This window comes from Pseudomonas sp. Marseille-Q5117, from assembly GCF_946901175.1.
GTDB classification, from domain to species: Bacteria; Pseudomonadota; Gammaproteobacteria; order Pseudomonadales; family Pseudomonadaceae; genus Aquipseudomonas; species Aquipseudomonas iranensis.
Genome location: NZ_CAMPPP010000010.1, coordinates 64,897 through 79,573 on the forward strand (window position 1 = coordinate 64,897; position 14,677 = coordinate 79,573).

Annotated in this window: 16 protein-coding genes; 6 read left to right on the top strand and 10 right to left on the bottom strand. The window is 61.0% G+C overall.

Annotated features, from left to right (window positions below):
- Nucleotides 1-73: 73 nt before the first annotated feature.
- The 4 genes from OC605_RS16845 (at nt 74) to OC605_RS16860 (ending at nt 3,753) form a co-directional block, all read left to right on the top strand.
- Nucleotides 74-1,219, top strand: coding sequence for a serine hydrolase domain-containing protein (locus OC605_RS16845; protein WP_262138302.1), 1,146 nt, complete (start codon nt 74-76; stop codon nt 1,217-1,219).
- Between the two features lie 113 nt (nt 1,220-1,332).
- Nucleotides 1,333-2,436: an OmpA family protein gene (locus OC605_RS16850; protein WP_262138304.1), complete on the top strand. Its 1,104-nt coding sequence runs from the start codon at nt 1,333-1,335 to the stop codon at nt 2,434-2,436.
- 24 nt (nt 2,437-2,460) lie between these two features.
- Nucleotides 2,461-3,108 carry a pyridoxamine 5'-phosphate oxidase gene (gene pdxH / locus OC605_RS16855; RefSeq protein ID WP_262138306.1) on the top strand — a complete coding sequence of 216 codons (648 nt, stop codon included), beginning with the start codon at nt 2,461-2,463 and terminating at the stop codon, nt 3,106-3,108.
- A 180-nt stretch (nt 3,109-3,288) separates the two neighbouring features.
- The gene (locus OC605_RS16860) at nt 3,289-3,753 is read left to right on the top strand and encodes a glycine zipper 2TM domain-containing protein (protein WP_016771369.1); all 465 of its coding nucleotides are present in this window, start codon (nt 3,289-3,291) and stop codon (nt 3,751-3,753) included.
- Between the two features lie 57 nt (nt 3,754-3,810).
- Here the strand turns inward: OC605_RS16860 and OC605_RS16865 are convergent, their stop codons facing one another.
- The 4 genes from OC605_RS16865 to nhaA form a co-directional block, all read right to left on the bottom strand.
- Nucleotides 3,811-4,050: a hypothetical protein gene (locus tag OC605_RS16865; protein ID WP_262138308.1), complete on the bottom strand. Its 240-nt coding sequence runs from the start codon at nt 4,048-4,050 to the stop codon at nt 3,811-3,813.
- An 8-nt stretch (nt 4,051-4,058) separates the two neighbouring features.
- Nucleotides 4,059-4,313, bottom strand: a complete 255-nt coding sequence (locus OC605_RS16870) for a cloacin immunity family protein (RefSeq protein ID WP_262138310.1) — start codon at nt 4,311-4,313, stop codon at nt 4,059-4,061.
- A 7-nt stretch (nt 4,314-4,320) separates the two neighbouring features.
- Nucleotides 4,321-5,547, bottom strand: a complete 1,227-nt coding sequence (locus OC605_RS16875; protein ID WP_262138312.1) for an S-type pyocin domain-containing protein — start codon at nt 5,545-5,547, stop codon at nt 4,321-4,323.
- 171 nt (nt 5,548-5,718) lie between these two features.
- Entirely contained in the window at nt 5,719-6,903 is a 1,185-nt protein-coding gene (nhaA, locus tag OC605_RS16880) for a Na+/H+ antiporter NhaA (protein ID WP_262138314.1), read from the bottom strand.
- A gap of 251 nt (nt 6,904-7,154) precedes the next feature.
- On the opposite strand from nhaA, the gene OC605_RS16885 reads away from it, so the two are divergent.
- Complete coding sequence (locus OC605_RS16885; RefSeq protein ID WP_262138315.1) at nt 7,155-8,249, top strand: PLP-dependent cysteine synthase family protein; 1,095 nt, start codon at nt 7,155-7,157, stop codon at nt 8,247-8,249.
- Nucleotides 8,250-8,386: 137 nt separating this feature from the next.
- Here OC605_RS16885 and OC605_RS16890 read toward each other — a convergent pair whose 3' ends face one another.
- The 3 genes from OC605_RS16890 to OC605_RS16900 form a co-directional block, all read right to left on the bottom strand.
- Nucleotides 8,387-10,000, bottom strand: a complete 1,614-nt coding sequence (locus OC605_RS16890; RefSeq protein ID WP_262138317.1) for an NAD(P)/FAD-dependent oxidoreductase — start codon at nt 9,998-10,000, stop codon at nt 8,387-8,389.
- A gap of 96 nt (nt 10,001-10,096) precedes the next feature.
- On the bottom strand, nt 10,097-10,750 hold the full coding sequence (locus OC605_RS16895) for a COG3650 family protein (RefSeq protein ID WP_130926990.1): 654 nt from the start codon (nt 10,748-10,750) through the stop codon (nt 10,097-10,099).
- 60 nt (nt 10,751-10,810) lie between these two features.
- The gene (locus OC605_RS16900; RefSeq protein ID WP_262138320.1) at nt 10,811-11,410 is read right to left on the bottom strand and encodes a short chain dehydrogenase; all 600 of its coding nucleotides are present in this window, start codon (nt 11,408-11,410) and stop codon (nt 10,811-10,813) included.
- Between the two features lie 104 nt (nt 11,411-11,514).
- On the opposite strand from OC605_RS16900, the gene OC605_RS16905 reads away from it, so the two are divergent.
- Nucleotides 11,515-12,429: a LysR family transcriptional regulator gene (locus tag OC605_RS16905; protein ID WP_262138322.1), complete on the top strand. Its 915-nt coding sequence runs from the start codon at nt 11,515-11,517 to the stop codon at nt 12,427-12,429.
- Nucleotides 12,430-12,539: 110 nt separating this feature from the next.
- Here the strand turns inward: OC605_RS16905 and OC605_RS16910 are convergent, their stop codons facing one another.
- Genes OC605_RS16910 through OC605_RS16920 form a run of 3 tightly spaced genes read right to left on the bottom strand, consistent with a single transcriptional unit; the run spans nt 12,540 to nt 14,655 of the window.
- Nucleotides 12,540-13,016, bottom strand: coding sequence for a DoxX family protein (locus tag OC605_RS16910; RefSeq protein WP_262138323.1), 477 nt, complete (start codon nt 13,014-13,016; stop codon nt 12,540-12,542).
- Complete coding sequence (locus tag OC605_RS16915; protein ID WP_262138325.1) at nt 13,013-13,771, bottom strand: DUF2063 domain-containing protein; 759 nt, start codon at nt 13,769-13,771, stop codon at nt 13,013-13,015. Before OC605_RS16915 ends, OC605_RS16910 begins: the two co-directional genes overlap by 4 nt.
- Nucleotides 13,768-14,655: a DUF692 domain-containing protein gene (locus OC605_RS16920; protein WP_262138327.1), complete on the bottom strand. Its 888-nt coding sequence runs from the start codon at nt 14,653-14,655 to the stop codon at nt 13,768-13,770. Before OC605_RS16920 ends, OC605_RS16915 begins: the two co-directional genes overlap by 4 nt.
- Between the last annotated feature and the right edge of the window lie 22 nt (nt 14,656-14,677).

Here is a 14,677-nt window from a genome sequence, read left to right on the forward strand (position 1 = left end):
CCTGTTCCCAAATCCCTCAAGGGCTGGAACAATGCGGGCCACTTTGTAGAGCGTTTTCGCGGGGGAGTTGCGGGTGCAGATTCAGGGACATTACGAGCTTCAATTCGAAGCGGTGCGCGAGGCTTTCGCCGCACTGTTCGACGATCCCCAGGAACGCGGCGCAGCCCTGTGCATCAAGGTCGGTGGAGAAACCGTCCTCGACCTCTGGTCCGGTACTGCCGACAAGGACGGCGCCGAGGCTTGGCACAGCGACACCATCGCCAACCTGTTCTCCTGCACCAAGACCTTCACCGCCGTTACCGCGCTGCAACTGGTGGCCGAAGGCAAGTTGCAACTCGATGCCCCGGTTGCCCGCTACTGGCCGGAATTCGCCGCCGCCGGCAAAGAATCCGTCACCCTGCGCCAATTGCTTTGCCATCAGGCTGGCCTGCCGGCGCTGCGCGAACTGCTCGCCCCTGAAGCCCTTTACGACTGGCAAACCATGGTCGACGCCCTCGCGGCCGAAGCGCCATGGTGGACGCCGGGCACCGATCACGGTTATGCCGCGATCACCTACGGTTGGCTGGTCGGCGAATTGCTGCGCCGCGCCGACGGTCGTGGGCCGGGTGAGTCGATTGTCGCTCGGGTTGCCAAACCGTTGGGCCTGGATTTCCATGTGGGTCTGGCCGACGAAGAGTTTCATCGCGTGGCGCACATCGCCCGTGGCAAGGGCAACGCCGGCGACGCGGCGGCGCAGCGCCTGCTGCAAGTGACCATGCGCGAACCGACTGCCATGACCACCCGTGCCTTCACCAATCCGCCGTCAGTCCTGACGAGCACCAACAAGCCGGAATGGCGACGCATGCAGCAACCGGCGGCCAACGGCCACGGTAACGCGCGCAGTCTCGCCGGGTTCTATGCCGGCCTGCTCGATGGCAGCCTGCTCGAGAGCGAGATGCTCGAAGAGCTGACCCGCGAGCACAGCATCGGCGACGACAAGACCTTGCTCACCCGCACCCGTTTCGGCCTCGGCTGCATGCTCGATCAACCGGATGTGCCCAACGCCACCTACGGCCTCGGCCCACGCGCGTTCGGCCATCCGGGAGCGGGCGGCTCGATCGGTTTTGCTGATCCTGAGCACGATGTCGCCTTCGGTTTCGTGACAAATACCCTGGGGCCTTACGTTTTGATGGATCCGCGCGCGCAAAAGCTGGCGCGGGTGCTTGCCACTTGTCTGTAAAGCTTCAACAGAGGTTCCAGGGTCGGAACCTCGAAGGGATTTTCGTTTCAAAACGGCTGTTTATCCGGGCGAAAGTGCTCTGATTTTTCATTACTTCATTTTGTGGATTTTCAATGTCATCTAAAAAGACCCTCGCCCTGGCCCTGTGTGTAGCGATCACCGGTTGCGCACAGACTCCGAAAAACGATGCAGACGGCGGCAGTTGGTGGCCGTTCGGATCTTCCGACAAAGTCGCGGCCAAAGATCCGGCTCCGGCTCCGGCTCCTTTGAAACCTGCGGCGACTGCGCCAGTGGCCAAGGCCGAGAGCAGCAACCCGTGGTACTGGCCGTTCGGTTCCAGCGATGAAGCGGTCAAGGCTGATCTGAAAGCCGAGGTCAAACCGGAAGCCAAACCGGTCGAGGTGGCCAAAGCCGAGGCGCAGTCCAATGGCAAATGGTGGTGGCCGTTCGGCGGCAAGGATCAGCCAACCGTCAAAGCCGTGCCGATGCCGGATCCGAAGGTGACTCAAGCCTGGCTCGATGACTACGAACCGCGTCTGCGTGAAGCGGTGAAAGACAGCAATCTGCAACTCGAGCGTCGCGACAACGTACTGGTGGTGACTGCGCCGGTCGAAGGCTCGTTCAACCCGGACCGCCCGGCGATGCTGCTGCCGGTCACCCTTGGCCCGTTCACTCGCGTGGCAAAAATCCTTGAAGCCGACCCGAAAACCGCAGTGCTGGTGCTCGGTCACAGTGACACCAGCGGTGCCGCGCCAGCCAATGTCAAGCTGAGCCAGGAACGTGCGCAATCGGTGGCGGCGATCTTCCGCCTCAGCGGCTTGCAGCGCGATCGCCTGATGCTGCGCGGGATGGGTTCCGAAGCGCCGCGTGCGGCCAACGACAGCGTTGAAGGCCGTGCCTTGAACCGTCGTGTCGAACTGCTGGTGACGCCGCAAAACACCATGGTTGCGCTGCTGAGCAAATACAACATGCCGGCGCCGAAGCCGGTGACGATGGTTGCTGCGCAGGACGTCAAGCCAGTGGCTAAACCCGCCACCCCGGCGCCTGCTGCCAAGAAAACTGCTGCCCCTGCGGCGAAAAAAGCGCCAGCCAAGAAAGCTGCCGCCAAGGCACCTGCGAAGAAGGCCCCGGCCAAGACTCCGGCGAAAAAGACTGCGCCAGCCAAAGCCGCCGCGACCGACAAGAAAGTCGCCGCAGCCGACGCCGCTAAAAAGTGATCCGCTAACGAAAAGGAATCCGCCATGACCCAGGCTCTGGCCGATATGCGTCGCGACTACACCCGTGACGGTTTGACCGAGGCGCAAGCCCCGGCCGAGCCGTTTGCGCTGTTTCACCAGTGGTTCGCCGATGCGGTGAAAACCGAGCAGGCGCCGGTAGAAGCCAATGCCATGACCCTGGCCACAGTCGATGCCGACGGTCGTCCGCATTGCCGCATTCTGTTGCTCAAGGGCCTGGACGAGCAGGGCTTCACCTTCTTCACCAACTACGACAGCGCCAAGGGCCAGCATCTGGCGGCCAACCCGTTTGCCGCCATGACCTTCTTCTGGCCAACCCTGGAGCGCCAGGTGCGCATCGAGGGGCGGGTGATCAAGGTCACGGCGCAAGAGTCCGATGCCTATTATCAGGTGCGTCCGCTGGGCAGCCGCCTCGGCGCCTGGGCCTCGCCGCAGAGCCGGGTCATCAACGGTCGTGGCGAGCTGGAAGATTTGCTGAAGGCCACCGAGCAACGCTTCAGCGATACCCAGCCGCACTGCCCGGAACATTGGGGTGGTTACCGCTTGTTGCCCGAGCGCATCGAGTTCTGGCAGGGCAGGCCGAGCCGCCTGCACGATCGCCTCAACTACCGCCTCCAGGGCACCGAGTGGATTCTGGAACGACTGGCACCCTGAGCAGTCTACCGAGCGAGATAAACGCGGATGGCGCAGGATCGCTGATTTGACGCTACCTTGAGTGGACGCTTGCGGGCATCTGTACCAGGCCTGAATGGAAGCCAATTTAATCCGGATGGTGTCGTGACAGGCGCCAGGCCACGGGGTTTAATGAACACATGTTCTTTTGGAGTTGATGCTATGCGTAAGTCTGTTCTGCTGGTTGCTTCCTTTTCGACGATGGCGATGTTGCTGACCGGCTGCCAATCGAGCCTCACCGGCGACTCCTACTCCCGTGACGAAGCGCGTCGTGTACAGACGATTCGCATGGGCACCATCGAATCCCTGCGCCCGGTAAAAATCGAAGGCACCAAGACCCCGATCGGCGGCGCAGCAGGCGCAGTGGTCGGCGGCGTCGGCGGCAGCGCCATCGGCGGCGGCAAGGGCAGCATCGTCGCTGCGGTCATCGGCGCAGTGGCCGGCGGCCTGCTTGGCTCGGCCACCGAAGAAGGCCTGACCCGCACCCAGGGCGTGGAAATCACCGTCCGCGAAGACGACGGCAGCATGCGCGCCTATGTGCAGCAGGTTCAGGAGAATGAAGTATTCCGCGTTGGCGAGCGGGTACGGATCTCCACCGTTGGCGGAACCAGCCGCGTTTCGCACTAAGCGAGAAGCTGGGCAAATGAAACCCCGATCAGGTGACTGGTCGGGGTTTTTATATATTTACTGCGTGCTCAGGTTACACGTCAGCTGGAAATAGCACATAGCGTCATGAACTTTTTTGACGAGTAATTTCTCCAACGCTTCAAGCTGATGCCGTTCAAGATCGTACCCTTCCCAGCCCCATTGTTCTTCAGTCCAACCCATGATGAGTTTTATTTTTTCATCATGTCCGCACGGAATTTTTTCCTCGAATACGAGAAGGTCAGTCGTTTTGTCGAAAGCCTCAATGACGTAGATCATGTGAAGTATTACCAGTTGTCGCTGTACTCAAAAGCAATTTGATAGTCGTATATGTCCATGGCGATAGGGTGTTGAAAAAAAGGCTGGATAATGTCCACCCAGTGTCCTAGGACATCGAATCCGCCATTGTTTATATTGTTTTCGACTGGGATCCCCAATGCATTTAGTACGGACTCATCGTCGCCTAAATCGTTGGAAAATTCCTCGCCTTGGCCAATGGCGGTTCTCTTGTCGTACCACTCCAAAACTATTTTCAGTCCCATCACTACCTCACAAGTATTTCCTTCGGATGCTTCTCTCAGGTTTGGGATCTTCTCGTCGTTCCCCTGTCGCCGGGTCAAACGCTCCCAAGTGGGCTCCATCACTTGCACGATATTCTTCCAGTTCACCGTGCATTGAGTCCCATTCGTAAATTCTCTTGCCCTTGGCATCTGTCCATCGTTTTCGAAGTCCTCCACCGCCTTGTACCGGATTCATTTTTTTTGCGATCTTCAGACCAGGGAACGCAGTGATTTCTTCAGTTCTGGGAGCTTTATGGTAGCTATGTCCTGCGGCCGCTAAACCTTTACGCGCCTCGTTGATTACGATGTAGAGAGGTTTAACACCCGACCCCATCGGAAACACCAAAATAAAATCCCGATACTCCGGCGGATAAACCGGATTCACCAGTATCCCGTCCGCCGCTTTCGTCGGTGGATACACCCAGATATGCGGTGCCTGCGGTGCGGCCTCCAGCGCTGGAATGCCGAGAATGTCCGAGCCATTCACCGCCGGGGTCCAGAGCAGTTCGACGCCTTCACCCAGATCGGCAACGAACCGGTCGCCGCGCGCAGTGAATTGGACGACATCGACCATTTCCCAAGCGCGGTTCTTACCGGTGTAGAAACCGTAACCCTTGAGGCTGCCATCGGCCTGTTGCTCGACGCGCAGGCGTACGCGGGTTCGGGCTTGTTTGAGTGTGCTTAGTTGCTCATCGGTGTAGAGCGCGCTGTCGCCCAGGCTGGATGGCATCAAAAGCGCAACCAGCCCCACCAAAGACGCAGCCGCCGCAGGGGAGGCGAGCGCCGGCAGCGCTTCGAAAGCCGAGCCTGCTAGTGCCAGACTGCCGAACCCGACCGGGATGGCGTTGGCGCTGATTTTCTTCAGAGGAATGCCGCCGCTTGGGTCGGCTTCGCGAGCGCCGAGCAGGATCAGCTCGCCGTAATCCTTCAGGCTGTCGGTCGGCACCATGCCGGAAGGATTGCTGTAATCGATAATCGCATCCGGCAACTTGCAGGACTTGGCGAATACACAGCCGGCACGCACGGCTTCAGGTTTTTTCGCAGCCACTTCACGGCTGCGCTCGAACGCCTCCTGCCGCGCCAGCATCGCGTCGTAAGCGTTTTGCCCGGCTTCGCGCTCGGCCAGTTCTGCGGCCGTCATATACCGCCAGGTAACGTGATGTCCGTCGCCCTCCGGCGGGTTTTGCACCCGGGGAATGTCCTTGTTCCGCGCCACTGATCGTCCCTTCGTTCATCATCGACAGCCCCTCGGAAAGGGGCTGCACGACGTTATCGAAGCGGGGAAAGTGTGGCTGTAGGACGGGTCGCTAATGACGTGGGGATTGTTCGCTGCGTAACTGTAAGGCGAGAAATCTGTGGCGAGGGCCAAGCTCCCTCGCCACAGGGGTTATTGCAGTTGTGAATTCTTGCGACTCGCCGCCGCCGTCACCGCATAACCAATCACCGCCGCTAGGATCGAGCCGGTGAGGATGCCCATGCGATCCATGCCGGCGTAATCACTCACGCCCGGTTCGAAGGCCAGCGAGCCGACGAACAGGCTCATGGTGAAGCCTATGCCGCAGAGGATCGCGACGCCGAGGACCTGGCCCCAGTTGGCGCCTTGGGGCAGGGCGGCGATGCCGATCTTGACCGCAAGCCAGGTCAGGCCGAACACGCCGATGGTCTTGCCCAACAGCAGGCCGATAGCAATGCCCATCGGTACGTCGTGGGTGAAGCTTTCGACGGTGACGCCGCTCAGTGACAGGCCGGCGTTGGCGAAGGCGAACAGCGGCAGGATGCCGTAGGCGACCCACGGGTGCAGCGCGTGTTCGAGGGTCAGCAGCGGCGACGACTCGGCGTTTTTCGTGCGCAGGGGAATGCAGAAAGCCAGGGTCACGCCGGCCAGTGTCGCGTGGACACCGCTCTTGAGCACGCAGACCCAGAGGATCAGGCCGATGATCATGTACGGCCCGAGCTTGACCACGCCGAGCCGGTGCATCGCCACCAGCGCGGCAATGCACGCAGCTGCCAGGCCGAGGGACAGGGTCGATAGTTCGCCGGAATAGAAGATTGCGATGATGACGATGGCGCCGAGGTCATCGATGATCGCCAGGGTCATCAGGAACAGTTTCAGCGACACCGGCACGCGCTTGCCGAGCAGCGCCAGTACGCCGAGGGCGAAGGCGATGTCGGTGGCGGTCGGAATGGCCCAGCCACTCAGGGCGGCGGGGTTGTCGCGGTTGAGGAACCAGTAGATCAGCGCCGGCACCAGCATGCCGCCGATCGCCGCTGCGCCGGGCAGGACGATTTGCGAAGGCTTGGACAATTGGCCGTCGAGCACTTCGCGTTTCACTTCCAGGCCGATCAGCAGGAAGAACATCGCCATCAGGCCGTCGTTGATCCACAGCAGCAGAGGTTTGGCGATTTTCAACGCGCCGATCTGCGCCACCACAGGAGTGTCGAGCAGGCCGGTGTACAGCCACGACAGCGGTGAGTTGTTGATGATCAGCGCGAGAACGGCTGCGGCGATCAATAGCAGACCGCTGGCGGCTTCCAACTGAAAGAAACGCGTGAAAGTGCTACGCAGAGGCAAGGTCGCTCTCCATCGAATCGAGAAAAAGGTGAAACACCCTAACCCGTACCGTTAGTTGTTAAAACAAAAGTTATATTCTTTTTTGTTATATGTCGTTACAGGCTGTCTGGTACGGGCAGCACTGAGCCTAGCAGTTGCCTGACACATTGAGACTCAGCTGTATCTTTGCCGCCTGCGGGATTTTTCCTAAGCTTGCGGCAGACCTTTTTCAGAAGACCGATCTTCTGGCTGATTCAACGAGAACCGAAACCATGAGCGACAACCGACAGTGGGCCCGCGAAGCCATCCGCATCATCGAGGCGGACTTCCAGCGCAGCGCCGACACCCACCTGATCCCTTTGCCGCTGCCCGGTTTTGCCGGCATCGAGTTGTATTTCAAGGACGAATCCAGCCACCCGACCGGCAGCCTCAAGCACCGCCTGGCCCGCTCGCTGTTCCTTTACGCGCTGTGTAACGGCTGGCTGAAACCCGGCGCGCCGGTGATCGAAGCGTCCAGCGGCTCGACGGCGATTTCCGAAGCGTATTTCGCGCGCATGCTCGGTTTGCCGTTTATCGCGGTGATGCCCGCGACCACTTCGAAAGAAAAGATTGCCCAGATTGCCTTCTACGGCGGCCAGAGCCATCTGGTGCAGGATCCGACGCAGATCTACGCCGAATCCGAGCGCCTGGCCCGCGAGCATGGCGGTCACTTCATCGATCAGTTCACTTACGCTGAACGCGCCACCGACTGGCGAGCGAACAACAACATCGCCGAGTCGATCTTCCAGCAGATGCGCTACGAAAAACACCCTGAGCCGACCTGGCTGATTTCCAGCCCCGGCACCGGCGGCACCACCGCGACCCTCGGCCGTTACGTGCGCTATCGCCAGCACTGCACCCGCGTGTTGTGTGCCGATGCCGAGCGTTCGGTGTTCTTCGATTTTTACCAGACCGGAGATGCCAGCCTGCGCCTGGACTGCGGCTCGCGCATAGAAGGCATTGGCCGGCCTCGGGTGGAAGCGTCGTTCCTGCCCAAGGTGATCGATGCGATGGTCAAGGTGCCGGACGCCCTGTCCCTGGCGGCCATGCATTATCTGGCGCAGCGTTTGGGGCGGCATGTCGGCGGGTCGAGCGGGACCAATCTGATCGGTGCGCTGATGGCAGCGCAGCAGATGAAAGCGGCGGGGCAGTCGGGGTCGATCGTGGCGATCCTGTGCGATGGCGGCGAGCGTTATGCCGACACTTATTACGACCAGGAATGGTTGAAAGCGCAGGGTTTCGAACTGGGTGAGTTGATTGCAGCAGTGGCGGCGAGTGCCGAGCGCGGGGAGGCGCTGCCGACCTCGGTGCTGCGCGCGAATATCTAAAGCTGAACGCAGAAACCACTGTGGGAGCGAGCTTGCTCGCGAATGCGGAGTCACATTCAACATCTTCGTTGATTGACAGGCCGCTTTCGCGAGCAAGCTCGCTCCCACCGGGCTTGTGTTGCGTCAGCTTATGCGGATCAGGCTTCCAGGCCGAGGATATCGCGAGCCACTGCCTCGGCAATGCGAATCCCGTCGACACCCGCCGAGAGAATTCCGCCGGCATAGCCCGCGCCTTCACCGGCCGGGAACAGGCCTTTGATGTTCATGCTCTGCAGCGACTCGTTGCGGGTGATGCGCAGAGGCGATGAAGTGCGCGTCTCGATTCCGGTCAGCACGGCGTCGTGCAGGGAATAACCGCGAATCTGCTTCTCGAACGCCGGCAAGGCTTCACGGATCGCCTCAATGGCAAAGTCCGGCAGCGCAAGCGCCAGATCGCCCAAGGCAACGCCCGGCTTGTACGACGGCTCGACTTCGCCCAGCTCGGTCGACGGCTTGCCGTTGATGAAGTCGCCAACCAGTTGCGCCGGGGCCTTGTAGTCGCTGCCGCCAAGGATGAACGCGTGAGATTCGAGGCGCTCCTGCAACTCGATACCGGCGAGCGGGCCGCCCGGATAATCGACTTCCGGGGTGATGCCGACAACGATGCCGGAGTTGGCATTGCGCTCGTTACGCGAGTACTGGCTCATGCCATTGGTGACCACGCGATTGGGCTCGGACGTCGCCGCGACCACGGTGCCGCCCGGGCACATGCAGAAGCTGTAGACCGAACGCCCGTTCTTGGCGTGGTGCACCAGTTTGTAATCGGCAGCGCCGAGTTTCGGGTGGCCGGCGTATTTGCCCAGACGCGCGCGGTCGATCAGCGATTGCGGGTGCTCGATGCGGAAACCCACCGAGAATGGCTTGGCTTCCATGAACACGCCACGGCTGTGGAGCATGCGGAAGGTGTCGCGGGCACTGTGACCGAGGGCCAGAACCACATGCTTCGAATGCAGAGTTTCGCCGCTGGCCAGTTGCACGCCGACCAGTTGGCCGTCTTCGATCAGCACGTCGCTGACGCGCTCCTGGAAGCGCACTTCACCGCCCAGTTCGCGGATCTGCTCGCGCATGTTTTCGACCATACCGGTCAGGCGGAACGTACCGATGTGCGGCTTGCTGACGTAGAGGATTTCTTCCGGCGCACCGGCCTTGACGAACTCGTGCAGGACTTTGCGGCCGAGGAATTTCGGGTCCTTGATCTGGCTGTACAGCTTGCCGTCGGAGAACGTGCCCGCGCCGCCTTCGCCAAACTGTACGTTGGACTCGGGATTGAGCACGCTTTTGCGCCACAGGCCCCAGGTGTCCTTGGTGCGCTGGCGGACTTCGGTGCCGCGTTCGAGAATGATCGGTTTGAAGCCCATCTGCGCCAGCAGCAGGCCGGCGAAGATGCCGCACGGGCCGAAACCGACGACGATCGGCCGCTGGCCGAGATCGCTCGGTGCCTGGCCGACGAATTTGTAGCTGACATCCGGCGCCACGTTGACGTTACGGTCGTCGGCGAACTTGCTCAACACTCTGGCCTCGTCGCGTACGTTGAGGTCGATGGTGTAGATGAAGCACAGTTCGGAGGACTTTTTGCGCGCGTCATAGCTGCGCTTGAACAAGGTGAAATCGAGCAGATCATCACTGGCGATGCCCAGGCGTTGCACGATGGCGGTGCGCAGGTCTTCTTCGGGATGGTCGATTGGCAGCTTGAGTTCAGTGATTCGTAACATGGCGGGGATCCGGATTCGCGGGGCGCACAACTGCGCCAGGGCGTTTAAAGGCGGCGATTATAAGCCGCCGCGAGCGGATCCGTGGGGGAAAAACGATCAGTCGTTACGCGCGCCGCCGAAATAGCCGCAGCCGCGCTGCACCTGACCGTCGATGCGCAACTCGGCGCTCATGTGCTGCACGCTGCCGGTGCTGCTGTCGACGCAGCGCTGTGGCGCGACCCACAATTCGATGCGCTGGTTGTTGGCTTCGCTGCTGAGATTGAAGCGGCCGTCGCCCAGTTGCTCTTCCACATACGGCACGGCCAGTGGAGCCTGGCCGTCGCGCTCGATGACCATGCCTTTGCCGCTGACCTTGACGTTCCACTCCGGGCCATCGCCGGCGGCGCGCAGGATCAGCAGTTTGAAATTCGGGTCGTCGCAGGCCGTGCCCGAGCGCTCGACGCGATATAACTGGCCGAGGTCGAGACGATCGCCGGAAACCTTGCCGCGCACATCGGCAAACAGCTTGCCCTGCTCGTCAGCGAGGGTGGCGGCTTCTTGCAGGACGCTGGTGCCGCCGATGTCGTTGACCACCAGTTGCCGCTGCTCCTGGCACGGCTGGAACACCAGTTTGCCGTTGGCGGCGGTCAGTTGCCCCTGCATCCGCGTCTGCCCGGCATGGGACACAATTTCACGCTGGCCGTCGAACAACTGGCAGGCGGCAAACATCGGCAGCAGGGCAACGAGGACGAACGAACGGGCAACACGCATCTTTGGCTCTCCAGACAAGTGTCGCCACGTTACGCAGCCTGACCGTTCATCACAAGGGCCTTAACCCACGTGAAACGTCTGACCGGTTTGCAGGCCTTCGACACTTTTCGCGTAGGCCAATGCCACTTCCGCTGCAGGAACCGGCTTGAAGCCACGGAAGTAGGGCGCGTATTTGCCCAGGGTTTCGGTCAGCACGGTCGGGCTCACGGAGTTCACCCGCAGGCCACGCGGCAGTTCGATGGCGGCGGCGCGGACGAAGCTGTCGAGGGCGCCGTTGACCAGTGCTGCCGAGGCGCCGCTGCGAATCGGATCGTGGCTGAGCACGCCGGTGGTGAAGGTGAACGAGGCGCCGTCATTGGCGAACTCACGACCGATCAGCAGCAGGTTGACCTGGCCCATCAGCTTGTCTTTCAGGCCGAGGGCGAAGCTGTCCCCAGTCATCTCGTCCAGCGCTGCGAAGGTCACGTTGCCCGCCGCGCAGATCAGCGCATCGAACTTGCCGGTCTGCTCGAACAGCTTGCGGATCGACGCGCTGTCGCTGATATCCACTTGCAAGTCACCGCTGTTGCGGCCGATACGAATGACCTCGTGGCGTTGCGACAATTCTTTGTCCACCGCCGAACCGATGGTGCCGCCGGCGCCTATCAACAGAATTTTCATCGAGCTGTACCCCATGTGTGTGAATGAGGTTTCAGTCTAGAGTGGTTTTTTCTGCGGATAAGCGCACTAATAGGCAACCTTTGGTTTTCAAATGGAAACAATCCTTGAGCGAAATGGATGACCTTGCTGCATTCGCCGTGCTGATCGAGGCCGGCAGTTTTACCCTCGCCGCGCAGCAGTTGGGCTGCAGCAAGGGCCAGTTGTCCAAGCGCATCAGCCAGCTCGAAGCGCAGTTCGGTGTGGTATTGCTGCAACGCACCACCCGGCGCTTGAGTCTGACGGCGGCAGGGGCGGCGTTGCTGCCGCAGGCTCAGGCTCTGGTGGTTCAGGTCGAACGCGCGCGGCAGGCTTTGGCGCGTTTGAAGGACGACATGGCCGGTCCCGTGCGCATGACGGTTCCGGTGTCGCTCGGCGAAACCTTCTTCGATGGCTTATTGCTGGAGTTTTCCGGGCAATACCCGGAGGTGCAGATCGAGTTGGAGCTGAACAATAGCTATCGCGATCTGGCCCGCGATGGCTTTGATCTGGCGATTCGTGCCGAAGTGGCCAATGACGATCGGCTGGTGGCCAAGCCGCTGTTGGCGTGGCACGAAATGACCTGCGCCAGCCCAGCCTACCTCGAGCGCTTCGGCGAGCCGGCGACGCCGCAGTCACTGGCTGAGCATCGTTGCCTGCTCAACAGCCATTACAGCGGCCGCGAAGAATGGCTGTATCACCAGCAGCACGAGTTGTTGCGGGTACGGGTCTCGGGTCCGTTCGCCAGCAACCATTACAACCTGCTGAAAAAAGCAGCGCTGTCCGGTGCCGGCATCGCCCGTTTGCCGTCGTATCTCCTGCAAGCGGAACTGGCGGACGGCCGCTTGCGCTGGTTGCTGCGCGATTACCAGACCCGACGCATGCCGATGTATCTGGTGCACCCGTATCAGGGGGGATTGCCGAAACGCACGCAGGTGCTCGCGGATTATCTGATGGGCTGGTTCAAACGCAGTGGCGAGGCGCTGGATCGACTCCAGCGCTGATGTGATTTCCGTGTGGGAGCGAGCCTGCTCGCGAATGCGTCAGTTCAGTCGATACCGATGTTGAATGACACACCGCTTTCGCGAGCAGGCTCGCTCCCACAGCGGGGATCTTATTTTTCGAAACGGCGCGCGATCAGCTGATCGATCGACAATTTGCCCGGCCCGGTCGCCATAAGATACAGCAACACCGCCGCCCAAGTGCCATGGGTCGGGTAGGCATCCGGGTAGACAAACAGTTGGATAGTCAGGGTCATGCCCAGCAATGCCAGCGCCGAAAACCGTGTGGCGAAGCCGAGCAGGATCAGCAGCGGAAACACATGCTCGGCAGACGCCGCCAGATGCGCGGCAATTTCCGGCGAGAGCAGCGGCAGGTGGTACTCGCTCTGAAACAGCGGAATCGTCGAATCGGCCAAACGTGGCCAGCCCAGTTCAAAGGTGCCGTCAATCAAGTCGATGGCCAGTCCTTCGACCTTGGTTTGCCCGGATTTCCAGAACACCGCAGCGATGGAAAAACGCGCGATGAAGGCAATCAGGCTGTGCGGGATTGTTTCGAACAGCGCGATGACGCGCAGGATAAAAGCCTTCATGGCAACTCCTTGTAATTCAGCTGGGTGATCGCGTTATGCGCAATCAGTAAGGCGAGGGTTTGGGCGAGATCGAACGGCGGGCTGTTTTCTGCCGCCGCGAGCAGTGGCGAACCCTGGAGCAGATGACCAATGAACACGCTCGCACCCGCTTCAAGCGCAAACACCTCAACGTCGAGACCATTGCGCAGCACCAGGGCGTGCTGGCCTTGATTCAGGCCAATGCCCGCCAGACTTGGCTCCTGCTGATGCGCGGCCCAGATCGCCACCACCGCAAAAGCAGAGTCGAGCAGGTGCAGCGAGGGATGCAATTCAAAACACAGCGCACTCAGCGACTGCGGATCGGCCAGGGCGGCACTGACTTGTTCAGGCCGGATCGGCTGCGCATCAGCGGCGTGGTAGGCGACAGTGCGCAAGTGCTCGAGTCGCGCGACATCAGCCACATAAGGCACGCCGGCAATGGGTTCGAATTGTGCGATGAAGTCGGCGAAGTGCTCGCCATAGCGGCCCATCAACGGACTGTGTGGCGGCTGACTCTGGACGAAAATCGCCGCCATGGCGCGGAAGAATTCCTCGCCGACCAACTGCTGCACCACCGGATAGCTGTCGGCCAGGGCATTGATCAGCGAGCTCTGCACGTTGTTGCGATAGACCGCGAAACGCCGCGACGGATCAGCGCCGTTGCGGCTGCACAGGCCCTTGGGATACGGCAGTTGCGCATTGAGCAGGGCGGCGGCGAAGTCCGCTTGCGTGCTCATGCCGCACGCTCTGCGCGGCGCAACAGCGTCTCGGCTTGCTGCGCTTCGGCGAGCAAAACGTCGAAGGCCGGCACCTGATTATCACGTTCGATCAGCGTCGCCACCGGGCCGATACGTTGCAGCACTTGCCGGTACAGATCCCAGACGGCCTGATCAACCGGCGCGCCGTGATCGTCGATCAGCAAGCGGTCGCCGAGGTTATCGCAATCTTCAGCGAAGCCGGCCAGATGAATCTCGCCGACTGCGTGCAGCGGTAACGCATCAAGGTAGGCCAAAGGATCGCGCTGATGATTGATGCACGACACGTAGACATTATTGACGTCGAGCAACAAGCCGCAGCCGCTGCGGCGGATCACTTCGGCGATGAACTCGGCCTCGTCGATCGTCGAGTGCTCAAACCCCAGATAGGTGGCCGGGTTCTCCAGCAGCATCGGTCGTTTCAGAGTGTTCTGCACCTGGTCGATGTGCGCGCAGACGCGGTTCAGCGTCGGCGTGTCGTAAGCCAGTGGCAGCAGGTCATTGAGGAACACCGGGCCGTGGCTCGACCACGCCAGATGTTCGGAAAAGGCTTGCGGTTGATAGCGCTCGATCAGCTCGGCGAGGCGTTTGAGGTGCTGGCTGTCCAGCGCGCCTTCGCCACCGATCGACAGTCCCACGCCATGCAGTGACAGCGGGTACTGTTGGCGAATCAGACCGAGGAAATGATGAAACGGGCCGCCGGCCACCATGTAGTTTTCGGCGTGGACTTCGAAGAAACCGAGGTCCGGTAAGGAGCCGAGCACTTCGAGGAAGTGCCCGGTCTTGAGCCCCAGCCCGGCGCGGGCAGGGAGCTCGGAGCGAGCTGCCTGAGTGCGCGGCAGGGACGGTTCGTGATGACTGAACATGGGCGTCACTCAGGCAGGCCGT

Bases quoted from the DNA above. Each gene is read 5' to 3' on its own strand.
- OC605_RS16865 (WP_262138308.1), bottom strand. From the start codon at position 4,050: ATGATCTACGTCATTGAGGCTTTCGACAAAACGACTGACCTTCTCGTA.
- OC605_RS16900 (WP_262138320.1), bottom strand. From the start codon at position 11,410: ATGAAAATTCTGTTGATAGGCGCCGGCGGCACCATCGGTTCGGCGGTG.
- pdxH (WP_262138306.1), top strand. From the start codon at position 2,461: ATGACCCAGGCTCTGGCCGATATGCGTCGCGACTACACCCGTGACGGT.
- OC605_RS16850 (WP_262138304.1), top strand. From the start codon at position 1,333: ATGTCATCTAAAAAGACCCTCGCCCTGGCCCTGTGTGTAGCGATCACC.
- OC605_RS16895 (WP_130926990.1), bottom strand. From the start codon at position 10,750: ATGCGTGTTGCCCGTTCGTTCGTCCTCGTTGCCCTGCTGCCGATGTTT.
- OC605_RS16920 (WP_262138327.1), bottom strand. From the start codon at position 14,655: ATGTTCAGTCATCACGAACCGTCCCTGCCGCGCACTCAGGCAGCTCGC.
- OC605_RS16910 (WP_262138323.1), bottom strand. From the start codon at position 13,016: ATGAAGGCTTTTATCCTGCGCGTCATCGCGCTGTTCGAAACAATCCCG.
- OC605_RS16860 (WP_016771369.1), top strand. From the start codon at position 3,289: ATGCGTAAGTCTGTTCTGCTGGTTGCTTCCTTTTCGACGATGGCGATG.
- OC605_RS16885 (WP_262138315.1), top strand. From the start codon at position 7,155: ATGAGCGACAACCGACAGTGGGCCCGCGAAGCCATCCGCATCATCGAG.
- OC605_RS16915 (WP_262138325.1), bottom strand. From the start codon at position 13,771: ATGAGCACGCAAGCGGACTTCGCCGCCGCCCTGCTCAATGCGCAACTG.
- OC605_RS16870 (WP_262138310.1), bottom strand. From the start codon at position 4,313: ATGGGACTGAAAATAGTTTTGGAGTGGTACGACAAGAGAACCGCCATT.
- OC605_RS16890 (WP_262138317.1), bottom strand. From the start codon at position 10,000: ATGTTACGAATCACTGAACTCAAGCTGCCAATCGACCATCCCGAAGAA.